We start from the raw sequence: 14,572 nt of genomic DNA, 5'->3' as shown, positions 1-14,572 counted from the left end.
GGCGGCGGGGCGGGCATGTCCTTTTCGTAGGATCGGGACATGCCTTCCTCCAGCGAGAAGACCGTCGAGAAGAGCGCGCCGCCGCTCCCGGAACCCCTCCGGGTGGCCGTCGCCGACTCCCACACCCACCTCGACATGCAGTCCGGCACGGTGGAGGAGGGCCTCGCGAAGGCCGCTTCGGTGGGCGTGACCACGGTCGTGCAGGTGGGCTGCGATGTGGCCGGCTCGCAGTGGGCCGCCAAGGCGGCGGGACTGTACGACGCCGTCCACGCGACCGTCGCCCTGCACCCCAACGAGGCGCCGCGCATCGTGCACGGCGACCCGGACGGCTGGTCGCGGCAGGGGGCGCGCAAGCCGGGCGGGACGGCGGCGCTCGACGAGGCGCTCGACCAGATCGACCGCCTGGCCGGGCTCACCCAGGTCAAGGGCGTCGGTGAGACCGGCCTCGACTACTTCCGCACCGGTCCCGAGGGCAAGGAGGCGCAGGAGGCCTCCTTCCGCGCCCACATCGAGATCGCCAAGCGGCACGGCAAGGCCCTCGTCATCCACGACCGCGACGCCCACGCCGATGTGCTGCGCATCCTCAAGGAGGAGGGCGCCCCCGAGCGGACGGTGTTCCACTGCTACTCCGGGGACGCCGACATGGCTCAGGTGTGCGCCCGCGCCGGATACCTCATGTCCTTCGCCGGCAACGTCACCTTCAAGAACGCACAGGATCTGCGGGACGCGCTCGCCGTGGCACCCCTGGAACTGGTCCTGGTGGAGACCGACGCGCCCTTCCTCACGCCGGTGCCGTACCGCGGACGGCCCAACGCCCCGTATCTCATTCCGGTCACAGTCCGGGCCATGGCCGCCGTGCGCGGCATCGACGAGGACGCGCTGGCGACAGCCCTCGCGGCGAACACGGCCCGCGCTTTCGACTACTGAGGGTGACTGGTTTGTAACCCTCCAATAACGCCAGGATGGGCTCACTCCCGCCTTTGCTGTAACTCTTCGTAATCACGCCGCTTTGGAGAGTGATACGGGCTCCGCTAGGTTCTGGTGCCCGATCCGGACCCCTCTGGACCCCAACGGCCCCTGGAGCGTGTCGGCGTGAGCAACTCCCAGTACACGCAGCACTCGCAGTTCGAGACGTATGAGGCGTACGGCCCGTATGCGCCGTACCAGCCGCCGGGTTACGGCGGTTACGACCTGCACGACGCGCAGACGCTGGGATACGGGGTGCCCGGGGCGTACGAGGACACGTACCGGCCCGCCTACGAAGCGGCCGAGACGCCCGAGACGCCGCTACCGCGGCAGGCGGGGAGCGCGGCGGGCGAGGATGCGCCCGCGCCCGCCGCGCGCGCCGGAGCCGGAACCGGCAGGAGGCGGCGGGCCGCACGCCGGCGCAAGGCGCGCTACATCGAACTCCCGGACGGCTCGATGCGCCGACTGCTGCCGCAGGCACTGGTCGTCGCCTTCCTCGCCGGCGGCACCACCGCCTTCGTCGCCAAGGACAAGGCCATCGAACTGAACGTCGACGGCAAGCCGCGCACCCTGCACACCTTCGCCGACGACGTGACCGAACTGCTCTCCCAGGAGAACGTCGACGTGGGGGCGCACGATGTGATCGCGCCCGCCCCCGGCACGTCGATCCGCAGCGGTGACGAGGTCGTGGTGCAGTACGGGCGCCCCGTGCGGCTCACCATCGACGGGCACCGGCGCGAGGTGTGGACGACAGCGCACACGGTGCAGGAGGCGCTCGAAGAGATGGGGGTGCGGGCGCAGGGTGCGTACCTGTCGGCCGCGCGCTCCCGGGCCATCGGACGCGCCGGGCTCTCGCTCGACGTGCGCACCGAGCGTTCCGTGACGGTCATGGCCGACGGCCACGCGCGCACGGTCCGTACGAACGCGGCGACCGTGCACGAGGTCGTCGAGGAGGCCGGGATCTCCCTGCGCGGCGAGGACACCACGTCCGTCCCGGCGGACAGCTTCCCGCGCGACGGGCAGACCGTCACCGTGCTGCGGGTCACGGGCACGAAGGAGATCCGCGAGGAGGAGATCCCGTTCAAGACGCAGCGGACGGAGGACCCCTCGCTGTTCAAGGGGACGGAGGTCGTCGACCGGGCGGGACAGCCGGGGCTGCGGCGGATCACCTACTCACTGCGCATCGTCAACGGAGTCAGACAGAAGCCGCGCCTGGCCGGCACCGAGGTGGTGCGCGAGCCGCAGCCGCAGGTGGTGAAGGTGGGCACGAAGTCGCTCCCGACGTCCGTGCGCGGCGCCGACCACCTGAACTGGAAGGGTCTCGCGGCCTGCGAGTCGGGCGGCCGGGCACACGCCGTCGACCCGTCGGGGACGTACGGCGGCCTGTACCAGCTGGAGGCCCGCACCTGGCAGAGCCTCGGCGGCAGCGGGCGGCCGCAGGACGCGTCGGCGGAGGAGCAGACGCTCCGTGCGAAGAAGTTGTATGTGCGGCGGGGGTCCAGCCCTTGGCCGCACTGCGGGGCGCGGCTGCACGGGTAGGCCGTTTTTCGGCTGGGGGCCGGTGGGGGCTGGTCGCGCAGTTCCCCGCGCCCCTAAAAACCGCGTAGCTGCGGGCAGTCGTGCCGCTGGGGCGGCACGGGTGAGCCCCGCCCCTCAAGGGGCGCGGGGAACTGCGCGACCAGCCACTACGAACCCGTAGACGGCCGACGGGCATCACGCCCCCGCGGCGGACCCGCCGATCGTCACAGCCGGCGGAGCGCCCCGTACCCTTGTCGCCGTGAGCAGCAGCCCCGCCCCCGACGCCCTCCTGGGCCCCGCCGACGTCCGTGAACTTGCGGCGGCCCTCGGCGTGAGGCCCACCAAGCAGCGCGGTCAGAACTTTGTGATCGACGCGAACACGGTCCGCCGTATCGTCCGCATCGCCGACGTACGCCCGGACGATGTGGTGGTCGAGGTGGGCCCGGGGCTCGGCTCGCTCACCCTCGCCCTGCTGGAGGCGGCCGACCGCGTCACCGCCGTCGAGATCGACGACGTGCTGGCCGCGGCGCTGCCCGCCACCGTCGCGGCCCGGATGCCGGAGCGCGCCGGCCGTTTCGCGCTGGTGCACTCGGACGCGATGCAGGTGACCGAGCTGCCCGGGCCCGCCCCGACCGCGCTGGTCGCGAACCTGCCGTACAACGTCGCCGTGCCCGTCCTCCTCCACATGCTGGAGACCTTCCCGAGCATCGAGCGCACCCTCGTCATGGTCCAGGCGGAGGTCGCCGACCGCCTCGCCGCCGCGCCCGGTTCGAAGGTGTACGGCGTCCCGTCCGTGAAGGCCAACTGGTACGCCGAGGTCAAGCGGGCCGGCGCCATCGGCCGCAATGTCTTCTGGCCCGCGCCGAACGTCGACAGCGGGCTCGTCTCGCTGGTCCGCCGCACCGAGCCCCTCAAGACCACTGCCTCGCGGCGCGAGGTGTTCGCCGTCGTCGACGCGGCCTTCGCCCAGCGGCGCAAGACGCTGCGGGCCGCGCTCGCCGGGTGGGCCGGGTCGCCCGCTGCCGCGGAGGCGGCCCTCGTGGCCGCCGGGGTGTCGCCGCAGGCGCGCGGGGAGGCCCTGACCGTCGAGGAGTTCGCCCGTATCGCCGAACACGCCGAGAACAAGGAGCCGGGTCAGCAGTGAGCGTCACCGTCCGCGTCCCCGCCAAGGTCAATGTCCAGCTCGCGGTGGGTGCGGCCCGCCCCGACGGCTTCCATGACCTGGCCAATGTCTTCCTGGCGGTCGGCCTCTACGACGAGGTGACCGTGACGCCGGCCGACGAGCTGCGCATCACGTGTGAGGGGTCGGACGCCGAGCAGGTCCCGCTGGACCGTACGAACCTGGCGGCTCGGGCAGCCGTAGCACTCGCCGCGCGACGCGGTATCGAGCCGGCCGTGCACATCCACATCGCCAAGGACATCCCGGTCGCCGGCGGCATGGCGGGCGGCAGCGCGGACGGCGCGGGCGCACTGCTGGCCTGCAACACGCTGTGGCAGGCGGGCGCCTCCCGGGCCGAACTGCTTGCCATCTGCGCCGAGTTGGGCAGCGATGTGCCGTTCAGTCTGGTGGGCGGGGCGGCGCTGGGCACCGGGCGCGGCGAGCAGCTGCGCACGCTGGAGGTCGGCGGCACCTTCCACTGGGTGTTCGCGATGGCCGACCGCGGGCTGTCCACCCCGGCCGTCTTCCGCGAGTTCGACCGGCTGGGGGAGGGGCTCGACATTCCCGAGCCGATCGCCTCCGAGAAGCTCCTCGGCGCCCTCGCCAAGGGCGACCCGGACGCGCTCGCCGCGGCCGTCTCCAACGACCTGCAGCCCGCCGCCCTCTCCCTCTTCCCCGAGCTCGCCGACACCCTCGCCGCGGGCCGCACCGCGGGCGCCCTCGCCGCGCTGGTCTCCGGCTCGGGCCCGACCACCGCGTTCCTCGCCCGGGATCCGGAGTCGGCGGCCAAGGTGGCCGAGACACTGCGCAGTTCGGGCACCTGCCGGACGGTGCGCACGGCTTCGGGGCCCGCGCCCGGCGCGACGGTGCTCAACGGCTGACCTGCATAAATATGCAGGGGCGATGTAAGCTACGCCACAGTAATTTAATGTTCGACAATCGGCCTCATGGTCCCTTTCGCGCCCTCTGTCCCAGGGGGCGGGCTGGCATGATCCAGCCAACCCCGGTCCTCGTTACCGGCGGTACTCCCGAGAGGAATCTCCCATGGGCCACATGAACCACTTCAGCGCCGGATGGGTCACGCCCGTCCTGTCCTATGTGATGGCCTGCGTCGGTTCGGCGCTCGGACTGCGTTGCACGGTCCGGGCGTTGGAGGCGGACGGTGCCTCCAAGCGGAACTGGCTGGTTCTCGCCTCCGTCGCCATCGGCTCCGGCATCTGGACCATGCACTTCGTCGCCATGATGGGCTTCAGCGTCGAGGGCACCCCGATCCGCTTCGACGTACCGCTCACCGTCCTCAGCCTGCTGATGTCCATCGGCGTGGTCGCGGCCGGGGTCTTCACCGCCGGGTACGGGCGTTCGCGCGTGACGTCGGTCGTGTTCGGCGGGCTCGGCACCGGGGTCGGCGTCGCCGCCATGCACTACACCGGCATGGCCGCGCTCAACCTGCACGGCGAGGTGAACTACAACCCGGGGCTCGTCATCGCCTCCGTGGCGATCGCGGTCTTCGCTGCGACCGCGGCGTTGACGCTGACGCTGGTCGTGCGGGGGTCTGTGCTTGCCGCGCTTGCTGCGCTGGTGATGGGGCTTGCGGTGAGCAGCATGCACTACACCGCGATGTATGCCGTGAGTATCGATCTGGCGCCCAGCAGTGCGACGTTGCACGGGGCTACCGCCACCGAGTTCATCTTTCCGCTGGCTGTGGTGCTGGGGTCGTTCCTCTTCCTGGCCTCCGCGTACGTTGCGCTGTCACCGACCGGCAAGCGTCATGAGAACTCTGCCGCTGCTGAGTTGTTGCGTGAGGTTGAGTTGACCACGGCGTAGGTGGTGCCAATTTCTGCCGTCAGCAGTCTGCGGCGCCGTTGTGGCTGGTCGCGCAGTTCCCCGCGCCCCTAAAGGGGCGCTGATGTTCCCCCCTGAACGAGGTCCCTCCCCATGCGTCTTCTCCGTGCGTCCGGTCGGCTGCGGCCCAGATCCGTCCGAGCGAAGATCGTCTCGCTGCTCATGCTGCCCATCGTGTCCCTCATGGCGCTGTGGGGTTTTGCCGCCGTGACCACTGCGTCCAGCATCGGTGCCACCGAGCGTGCCAAGGACGTCAACTCCGAACTCCTCGCTCCTGTCGGCGACTTCGTCACCGCGCTGCAGGGCGAGCGGGCCGCCGCGCTGCGGAACGCCGCCGTGCCGGGTGCCTTTGCGACCGCCCGCAAGGCCACCGACAAGGCCGCCGCCGCCCTGCTCGACGGCATCAATGCCGCCAGTTCCGATGCGGCCCTGCTGAACGCGAGCCTGCCGCGGCGTATCGACCGTCTGAAGTCCGACGCCGCCGCCCTGACCCAACTGCGCACCACGGCAACGGAGAAGGGGGCGGCGCCCACCACCACGTACACGAAGTACTCCGCGATCATCGAGCACGGCTTCCTGGTGACCGGTGCGCTCACCGGGGACCGCTCCACCGATGCCGCGTCCGAGGCGCGCGTGGTGCTCGAACTCGCCCGCGCGCGTGAGGCGGTCGCCCAGGAGCAGGCGCTGCTGGGCGCCGCAGCCGCGCGTGGCTCGCTGACTCAGGCGCAGTACGCGCAGTTCGTCGGCGCGGTCGCCACGCAGCGGGAACTGCTGGAGCCGGCGGTCGCCGATCTCAGGGCCGCGCACCAGAAGGCGTACCGGAAGGTCCTGGACGGCGACGGGTACGCGCGCGTGCAGGCCGTGGAGAACCGGGTGCAGAGCGCCGGGCCGGGGGCGACGGCGGTGACCGCGGGCTTCCTCAGGGGCTGGGACCCGGCGGTGTCCGGGGTCCTCAAGGGGCTCACGGCGGCCGAGACGGAAGCCGGTACGGCGGCCACGGCGAAGGCGGACCCGTTCGGCTGGGACACGCTGGGGGCGTCGGGGATCGCCGTGGTGCTCGGCCTGGTCGGTGTGCTGTTGTCGCTGCTGGTCTCCGTGCTGGTCGGTCGCGGTCTCATCGTCGAGTTGCTCGACCTGCGCAATGACGCCCTCGAAGTCGCTGGGCGCCGGCTTCCGCAGGCCATGCGCAAGCTGCATGCCGGGCAGGGTGTCGACATCGACGCCGAGGCACCCATGCGGCGTCTGGTCGGCGACGAACTCGCCCAGGTGGGCACGGCGTTGACGGCCGTCCAGCGGGCCGCGCTCAAGGCCGCTTCCGAGCGGGCCGAGCTGCTCAGCGGGATCTCCGGGGTGTACGTCAGCCTCGCGCGCCGCAGCCAGGTGCTGCTGCACCGTCAGCTGGACCTGCTGGAGGGGATGCAGCGGCGGCAGCAGGACCCGGTCGAGCGCCAGGACCTGTACCGGGTGGACTACTTGGCGACGCGGATGCGGCGGCACTCCGAGAGTCTGCTGATCCTCTCCGGTATCGCGCCCGGCCGCGGCTGGCGCGACCCGATCCCGCTGGCGGACGTCCTGCGCGCGGCCGTTGCCGAGATCGAGAACGCGCCCCGCGTGCAGATCTGGGCGGTGCCGAAGGTGTCCGTGGTGGGCGGCTCGGTCGCCGATGTGATCCACCTCCTCGCCGAACTGGTCGAGAACGCGGCCGCGTTCTCGCCGCCGAGCACCAAGGTGCAGCTGCGGGCTGCGCGGATGCGCGACGGCGTGCTCATCGAGGTCGAGGACAGCGGCTTCGGCATGAACGAGGACGCCCTCGCCGACGCCAACCGCAAGATCCAGTCGGAGAAGGTCGACCTCCTCGACGCGAAGCAGATCGGGCTCTTCGTGGTGAACCGGCTGCGCGAGCGGCAGGGGCTGCGGGTGGAGCTGCGTTCCTCGCCGAACGGCGGTGTGACGGCGGCCGTGCTCATCCCGGAGCACCTGACCCGCGACGACATGCCGGTGGGCGAACGCACTGCCGGCGGGCGGGGGCTGGCACCGGCCTCGGCGCTGATCGCACGGCACCAGACGGGCGGAGCGGGGGCGTGAGGCCGCGGCGCGATCGGGATCGCCGTACGCGATCTTCGCTCAATCTCCACACGAAAGTGCCGGATTTCTACATGGATGTACTGCAAACGCAGTACTGATGGGGCCAGTGGGGCGAATAGGGTCGGTTGAGATTTCAAGCGCCCGGTGCGGCACACCCGCACCGTCCGGCGCACCTCCGCCGTCTGCACAGCCGAAGGGTCACGCACGTGTCCGAATCCCCCACACCCGCCCATCGTAGGAAGCGCTCTCTGTCCCGTCGTGGCGTGATCGGTGCCGCCGCTGCCGTGGCCGGCGCGGCCGCCGTGACCCCGGCGGTCTTCGCGGCCACCGACTCCGGTTCCGGCGACGGTGACGGCACCGGGTCCGGCTCCGGCGGCTCCGGTACGACTCCGCAGAAGTTCCCCGCCACCCGGACCGAGGCCGCCACCGGCACCGGCGAGGCCACCACCGCCTTCGCCGCCTCCTACGTCGGTCTGCGCTGGTCCGGCGCGAAGGACGGCGCCGCCATCAAGCTCGCGGACGGCGCCTGGCAGACCCTGACCCCCGGCTGCGCGGCCGTCGAGGACGGCGGTACGGCCCTGGTCGCCGCGCAGAACGCCACCGCGTACGCGGTCAAGGCCCAGAGCGACGTCTCCGGCCTGCACTCGCTGGCGATCGACACCACCGACGGCCCCGGCCGCACCTTCGAGGTGCCGAGCGAGCCCACGCGCGTGCGTGGCGTCCGCTACCTCTCGCGTCCGGCCTGGGGTGCCGACGAGTCCAAGCGGTACAAGGACGGCAAGGTCAACTCGCCCGAGAAGTACTACCCGTTGCAGGTGCTCACGGTCCACCACACCGCGACGCCGAACGACGACCCCGACCCGGCCGCGACCGTCCGCGCGATCTACGAGTACCACGCGATCACCAACGACTGGGGCGACATCGGCTACCACTTCCTCATCGACGAGTCCGGCACCGTCTACGAGGGCCGCTACTCCGGCGACGACGGCATCCCGGCCTTCAACGAGGACGGCGACCTCGTCACCGCCTTCCACTCCGTGGGCTACAACTCCGGCAACCTCGGGATCGCCCTGATCGGCACCCTGCAGGACAAGGCGCCCACGGACGCGGCCAAGGCGTCGTTGATCCGCCTGGTCAAGGTGATCTGCCGGATCAAGGGCCTCGACCCGCAGGCGAAGGTCACGTACACCAACCCGGTGAACGGCGTGAAGAAGGACACCAACACCATCGGCGGCCACCGCGACTACTTCGCCACCGAGTGCCCCGGCCAGACGATGTACGACCTGCTCGCCGAGGTCAGGGCGGCCGTAGCCCGCTGATCTGCGGTGATCCGCCGCGGGATCGGTGACCGACCGGCGCACATTACGCTGGGAGGCTGACCCCCGCGGCGGAGCCGCACGTCGATACAGCCCCCCGGGCAGGAGCGTAATGGCCGTCAATCTGGTCAATGTCGAGAACGTCAGCAAGGTGTACGGCACCCGTGCCCTGCTCGACGGTGTCTCACTCGGCGTCTCCGAAGGGGACCGCATCGGCGTCGTCGGTCGTAACGGCGACGGCAAGACGACCCTCATCCGGATGCTGGCCAAGCTGGAGGAGGCGGACACGGGGCGGGTCACCCACTCCGGCGGGCTGCGGCTGGGCGTGCTCACCCAGCACGACTCCCTCGACCCGGCCGCCACCGTCCGGCACGAGGTCATCCGGGACATGGCCGACCACGAGTGGGCGGGCAACGCCAAGATCCGGGACGTGCTGACGGGGTTGTTCGGCGGGCTCGACCTGCCGGGCTTCCCGCAGGGCCTCGACACCGTCATCGCGCCCCTCTCCGGCGGCGAGCGGCGCCGTATCGCGCTCGCCAAGCTGCTCATCGAGGAACAGGACCTGATCGTCCTCGACGAGCCGACGAACCACCTCGACGTCGAGGGCATCTCCTGGCTCGCCCGCCATCTGCGCGAGCGCCGGTCCGCGCTCGTGTGCGTGACGCACGACCGCTGGTTCCTCGACCAGGTCTGCACGCGTATGTGGGACGTGCAGAAGGGCGACGTCTACGAGTACGAGGGCGGCTACTCCGACTACGTCTTCGCGCGCGCCGAGCGCGAGCGCATCGCCGCCACCGAAGAGGTCAAGCGGCAGAACCTCGTCCGCAAGGAGCTGGCCTGGCTCCGGCGCGGGGCACCCGCCCGTACGTCCAAGCCGCGCTTCCGTGTCGAGGCCGCCAACGAGCTCATCAAGGACGTACCGCCGCCCCGGGACAGCAGCGAGCTGATGAAGTTCGCCAGCTCCCGGCTGGGCAAGACCGTCTTCGACCTGGAAGACGTCACCGTGCAGGCCGGCCCCAAGGTGCTGCTCAAGCACGTCACCTGGCAGCTCGGCCCCGGCGACCGCATCGGCCTGGTCGGCGTCAATGGCGCGGGCAAGACCTCCCTCCTGCGGGCCATGGCCGAGGCGGCACGCACCGAGGGCGAGACGCAGCCCGTCGGCGGGCGGGTCGCCGTCGGCAAGACCGTCAAGCTCGCCTATCTCTCTCAGGAGGTCGCCGAGCTGAACCCGACCCTGCGGGTCCTGGAGGCCGTGCAGCAGGTGCGCGAGCGCGTCGACCTCGGCAAGGGGCGGGAGATGACCGCCGGGCAGCTGTGCGAGACGTTCGGGTTCAACAAGGAGAAGCAGTGGACGCCGGTCGGGGACCTGTCGGGTGGTGAGCGCCGCCGGCTCCAGCTGCTGCGCCTGCTGATGGACGAGCCGAACGTACTCTTCCTCGACGAGCCCACCAACGACCTCGACATCGAGACCCTGACCCAGCTGGAGGACGTCCTCGACGGCTGGCCCGGCTCGATGATCGTCATCTCCCACGACCGGTTCTTCGTCGAGCGCACCACCGACCGTGTGTTCGCGCTGCTCGGCGACGCCACCCTGCGGATGCTGCCGCGCGGCATCGACGAGTACCTGGAGCGCAGGCAGCGCATGGAGGAGGCGGTCGCGGCCGCCTCGCCCGTCGCGGCCAAGGCCGCCCCCGAGAAGAACGCAGCCGACCAGCGCGCCGCGAAGAAGGAACTCCAGAAGATCGAGCGGCAGTTGGACAAGGTCTCCGAGCGGGAGACCAAGTTGCACGCCCAGATCGCCGAGAACGCCACCGACTTCGCCAAGGTGGCCGAACTCGACGCCCAGCTGCGGGACTTGGCGGGGGAGCGCGAGGACCTGGAGCTGCGCTGGCTGGAACTCGCCGAGGAGGCGTGAAGGCTGGGTGAAGGCCCATAACGACGGCATCACGGGCCGGTTCTCCCTTGGGAACAGGGGTTGAACCGGCCCGGTGCGTTGTCAGTCGCGAGTGATAGAAAGAGCCGTCTGAGAGCTTTCCTCAGGGCTTGGCTAAAAATCAGTGACTGAACGGGGGAACGCGCTGATGACTCAGCCGCCCAACCAGCCGCCGTACGGCGGATTCGGGGCCCCGCCCCCACCACCCCAGGGCCCACCGCCGCCGCAGCCCGGTTACGGCTATCCCCAGGCGCCCCAACAGCCCGGCCCCTACGGCCAGTTCGGCCCGTACGGGCAGCCGCAGCAGCCGGGCCCGTACGGCGCGCAGCCCGGTTACGGCTATCCGCCGCAGCCCCAGTACCCCGGCTCTCCGGGCCCCTCCAAGGGCAGGGCCGGCCTGGTGATCGCGGCGGCGGTCGCCGCGCTCGCGGTCATCGGCACCGCCGTCTACGCCGTGACGAGCGGGGGCGACGACGACAAGAAGCCGGTCGCCGGGCAGAGCGGCGACGCGAAGCCCTCGACGTCCGGTTCCACGGGCGCTTCGGGTGGCAGCGGCGGCGGTTCCGACCCGGAGGGCCTCAACTCGGGCCGCCGGGCGGGCGAGGCGAAGGTCCTCTGGTACAAGTCGCCGCCGGACGCGCCCGGTGCAGGCGCCGAGGCACCCGGCATGTGGATCACCGACAAGGCGGCGGTGAAGGCGGCGTACAAGCAGGTCTTCGCCTACGACGTGGCCGACGGCAAGGAGGCCTGGGGCACCGTCACCTTCCCGCAGAAGATCTGCGCGGTCACCCAGCAGAAGTCGGCCGACGACAAGGTCGTGGTGGCGTACGAGAGCGGCACCGGCCAGCGCGCCAAGTGTGACCGGCTCCAGCAACTCGACCTGAACACCGGCGACAAGGGCTGGAGCGCCACGCTCACCGACGGCGCGCTGTTCGACAGCACCGTCGACATCACCCTCTCCATCACCGGCCGGACGGTGCTGGTGGGCCGCTCGCAGTCCGGGGTGGCGTACGACATCGACAGCGGCAGGAAGCTGTTCGACAAGAAGAAGTACGGCGACGCCTGCTTCCCGACCGCGTTCGCCGGCGGCAGCAGGCTGGTCTCCGTCTCGACCTGCGACGCCGGCGGTGCGAAGGAGCACGACGAGATCCAGGTGCTCGACCCGACGACCGGGCGGGCCAAGTGGACGCAGAAGTTCGACAAGGGCTGGTCGGTCGCCCGGACCTACTCCGTCGACCCGCTCGTCGTCTACAGCACCAACCAGGACAAGAAGGCCTGGAACATCTCGACCTTCGGCTCGAACGGCAAGTTCCGCTCCCAGGTCGGCTTCGACGAGAACTTCGCCCCCCAGTGCGGCTGGGCGCTCCTCGAACGTGACCTGACCGGCTGCAAGGGCGTCGCGGCCGACGCGAACACCCTGTACCTGCCGACCGAGGCGACCACCGGACCGAACGAGATCGTCGCGGTCGACCTCGCCAGCGGCAAGGAGAAGTGGCGCGTCAAGTCCCCGGCGGACCGGTCGATGCTGCCGGTGAAGGTGGCGGGCGGCAGGCTCGTCGCCTATGTGCAGCCGTCGTACGACGCGGGCGGCCAGGTCGTGTCGATCGCGACGACCGGCTCGACCCACCAGCCGGTGAAGCTGCTGCAGAACCCGCAGAGCACGGCGGCCCAGGAGTTCGCCCTCTTCTCCAAGACCTTCGACTGGGTCGACGGGCGCTTCTATGTCTCGCCCACCCGGATCAGCGGAAACGACGACGCGAAGGGCAAGTTGATGCTCGCCTACGGCAAGTGACCTCCCCCCAGGCCTCTTCCCAGGCCCCGTCGTCCCCGCCGCCCGCTCACGAGGTACCCACCCCATGACTCAGCCCCCGCCCCCGCCGCCCCACCAGCCCCCGCAGCAGCCGGGATACGGCTACCCCCAGGGGCCCCCGCCGCCTCCGCAGCAGCCCGGATACGGCTATCCGCAGGCACCGCAGCAGCCCAACCCTTACAGCCAGCCCGCGCCGCCGTATGGCCAGCCGCCGAACCCCTATGGCCAGCAGCCCGGTTACGGCTACCCGCAGGGCCCCGTTCCGCCGTACCAGCCCGCCGGGCAGCCCGGGGGCGCGGGCAAGAGCAAGTTGCCGGTGATCGTCGTCGCCGCGGTCGCCGCCCTCGCGCTGCTCGCCGGCGGCGTCTGGTACGCCACCTCCGGCAAGGACGACGGCAAGAACGGCGGCACGGCGAGCTCCAGCGGCGGCACCGGCGGCGGTGACACCGGGGGCACCGGCGGCAACACGGCCAAGGGTGCGGAGAAGGTGCCCGCTGACACCGGCGCGCGGATGCTGTTCAAGGTCCCGGTGCCCAAGGTCACGGACACCACCGTGGTGTCCGGTTCTTGGCTCACCGACAAGGCGTATGTGAAGAGCGGCGTCGCCGAGATCGACGCGTACGACCCCGACCGCGGCACCAAGCTGTGGACGATCAAGCTGCCCGGCCCGGTCTGCACGGTCAGCGACCACACCACCGACGACAACAGGACGGCCGTCGTCTTCCAGCCCAGCATGCCGGCGAAGGGAAGAACGGCGGGCTGCAGCCAGGTCGCGGCGATCGACCTGGACGCGGGCAAGAAGCTGTGGACGAAGTCGCTCGACTACGGCGGCCGGACGGTGACCTTCGAGAACGTCACCGTCAGCGCGAGCACGGTCGCCGCGGGCGGCAACTACGGAGGCGCCGCGTTCGACATCGCCGGCGGCAGACAGCTGTGGGCCCCCAAGCCGAACGACAAGTGCGTCGACGCCGGGTACGGCGGCGGCGAGAAGCTGGTCGCGGTGCTTAAGTGCGGCTCGTTCAACGAGCCGCAGCTGCACATCCAGACCATCGACCCGAAGTCCGGCGAGACGATCTCGGAGTACAAGCTGGCCACGGGCATCGAGTACGCCGCCGTGGTGTCGACGAACCCGCTGGTCATCGCCGCCGACGTTGGCAACAGCGCGGGCGACGGCAGTGAGATCTCGGACTTCTTCTCCATCGACAACAAGACCGGCAAGCTGATCACCCGCATCTCGGCGCCGGGCAAGGACTACGCGGCCCGCTGCGACGCGATCTCCGAGCTCGAACACTGCACCGGCATCGCGGTCGGCAACGGCAGGCTGTACCTCCCGACCGAGGACCACGACGGCACCCAGGGCTTCAGCCAGACCAACGAGATCGTCGCGTTCGACCTGGCCACCGGCAAGCAGAACGGCCAGCGCGCCGACGCCGGCGACGGCTACTCGATCACCCCGCTGCGCATGGACGGCGGCAATGTGATCGCGTACAAGCGCCCTCCGTACAACAAGGGCGGCCAGATCGTCAGCATCGACGGCGGCTCCTTCAAGGAGACCAAGCTGCTGGAGAACCCGGCGGCGGGGTCGGTGCGGGACCTGGAGACCACCATGTCGCCCGAATTCGCCGAGATCCTCTACTCGCAGGGCCACCTGTACATGGCCGGGCAGTTCGCCGACAAGCGGTCGAGTTCGGGCACGGGGGAGAAGGTCCTGGCGCTCGCGCTCGGCGCTGGCGGCTGAACCACTGGAGCCAGCCCTACGGCCCCGTCCCTGGTCAGGGGCGGGGCCGTGCGCGTACCGCCCATCACCCTCGAATACGCGGAAAGCCAGAAATTCCGTCGATCAGGGGCACTTCTCACCAGTAGGGGGAGCGCAATGTCGAACAAGCGTGTAGCTTCCGGGGGCATGAAGAGCGGGGGAGCCGGGAGGGGGCTCCTGTCCGTGC

10 protein-coding genes are annotated in these 14,572 nt (G+C 70.7%); all 10 read left to right on the top strand.

Annotated elements, in window-relative coordinates; all coding sequences use genetic code 11:
- Positions 1-39: 39 nt before the first annotated feature.
- Positions 40-927, top strand: a complete 888-nt coding sequence (locus P2Q00_RS16755; protein ID WP_275773328.1) for a TatD family hydrolase — start codon at positions 40-42, stop codon at positions 925-927.
- Between the two features lie 165 nt (positions 928-1,092).
- The gene (locus P2Q00_RS16750) at positions 1,093-2,505 is read left to right on the top strand and encodes a resuscitation-promoting factor (RefSeq protein ID WP_275773327.1); all 1,413 of its coding nucleotides are present in this window, start codon (positions 1,093-1,095) and stop codon (positions 2,503-2,505) included.
- Positions 2,506-2,743: 238 nt separating this feature from the next.
- Positions 2,744-3,628, top strand: coding sequence for a 16S rRNA (adenine(1518)-N(6)/adenine(1519)-N(6))-dimethyltransferase RsmA (gene rsmA / locus P2Q00_RS16745; RefSeq protein WP_275773326.1), 885 nt, complete (start codon positions 2,744-2,746; stop codon positions 3,626-3,628).
- Positions 3,625-4,524 carry a 4-(cytidine 5'-diphospho)-2-C-methyl-D-erythritol kinase gene (locus P2Q00_RS16740; RefSeq protein ID WP_275773325.1) on the top strand — a complete coding sequence of 300 codons (900 nt, stop codon included), beginning with the start codon at positions 3,625-3,627 and terminating at the stop codon, positions 4,522-4,524. Before rsmA ends, P2Q00_RS16740 begins: the two co-directional genes overlap by 4 nt.
- A 163-nt stretch (positions 4,525-4,687) precedes the next feature.
- Positions 4,688-5,467 carry an MHYT domain-containing protein gene (locus P2Q00_RS16735; protein WP_275773324.1) on the top strand — a complete coding sequence of 260 codons (780 nt, stop codon included), beginning with the start codon at positions 4,688-4,690 and terminating at the stop codon, positions 5,465-5,467.
- 111 nt (positions 5,468-5,578) lie between these two features.
- Complete coding sequence (locus tag P2Q00_RS16730) at positions 5,579-7,570, top strand: sensor histidine kinase (RefSeq protein ID WP_275773323.1); 1,992 nt, start codon at positions 5,579-5,581, stop codon at positions 7,568-7,570.
- Positions 7,571-7,833: 263 nt separating this feature from the next.
- A complete protein-coding gene (locus tag P2Q00_RS16725; protein WP_275773322.1) occupies positions 7,834-8,889 on the top strand; it encodes a peptidoglycan recognition protein family protein in 1,056 nt (351 codons plus the stop codon).
- A 109-nt stretch (positions 8,890-8,998) separates the two neighbouring features.
- On the top strand, positions 8,999-10,801 hold the full coding sequence (locus tag P2Q00_RS16720) for an ABC-F family ATP-binding cassette domain-containing protein (RefSeq protein WP_275773321.1): 1,803 nt from the start codon (positions 8,999-9,001) through the stop codon (positions 10,799-10,801).
- 166 nt (positions 10,802-10,967) lie between these two features.
- Positions 10,968-12,611: an outer membrane protein assembly factor BamB family protein gene (locus tag P2Q00_RS16715; RefSeq protein ID WP_275773320.1), complete on the top strand. Its 1,644-nt coding sequence runs from the start codon at positions 10,968-10,970 to the stop codon at positions 12,609-12,611.
- Between the two features lie 64 nt (positions 12,612-12,675).
- The gene (locus P2Q00_RS16710) at positions 12,676-14,367 is read left to right on the top strand and encodes an outer membrane protein assembly factor BamB family protein (protein ID WP_275773319.1); all 1,692 of its coding nucleotides are present in this window, start codon (positions 12,676-12,678) and stop codon (positions 14,365-14,367) included.
- Positions 14,368-14,572: the final 205 nt, after the last annotated feature.

Origin of the sequence: Streptomyces coacervatus, assembly GCF_029223485.1 — a bacterium.
In the GTDB taxonomy this organism is placed as follows: domain Bacteria; phylum Actinomycetota; class Actinomycetes; order Streptomycetales; family Streptomycetaceae; genus Streptomyces; species Streptomyces coacervatus.
The sequence above is the reverse complement of the archived record's forward strand: the minus strand, read 5'-3'. Positions and strand labels throughout refer to the sequence as shown.

Bases quoted from the DNA above. Each gene is read 5' to 3' on its own strand.
- P2Q00_RS16755 (WP_275773328.1), top strand. From the start codon at position 40: ATGCCTTCCTCCAGCGAGAAGACCGTCGAGAAGAGCGCGCCGCCGCTC.
- P2Q00_RS16735 (WP_275773324.1), top strand. From the start codon at position 4,688: ATGGGCCACATGAACCACTTCAGCGCCGGATGGGTCACGCCCGTCCTG.
- P2Q00_RS16730 (WP_275773323.1), top strand. From the start codon at position 5,579: ATGCGTCTTCTCCGTGCGTCCGGTCGGCTGCGGCCCAGATCCGTCCGA.
- P2Q00_RS16720 (WP_275773321.1), top strand. From the start codon at position 8,999: ATGGCCGTCAATCTGGTCAATGTCGAGAACGTCAGCAAGGTGTACGGC.
- P2Q00_RS16715 (WP_275773320.1), top strand. From the start codon at position 10,968: ATGACTCAGCCGCCCAACCAGCCGCCGTACGGCGGATTCGGGGCCCCG.
- P2Q00_RS16710 (WP_275773319.1), top strand. From the start codon at position 12,676: ATGACTCAGCCCCCGCCCCCGCCGCCCCACCAGCCCCCGCAGCAGCCG.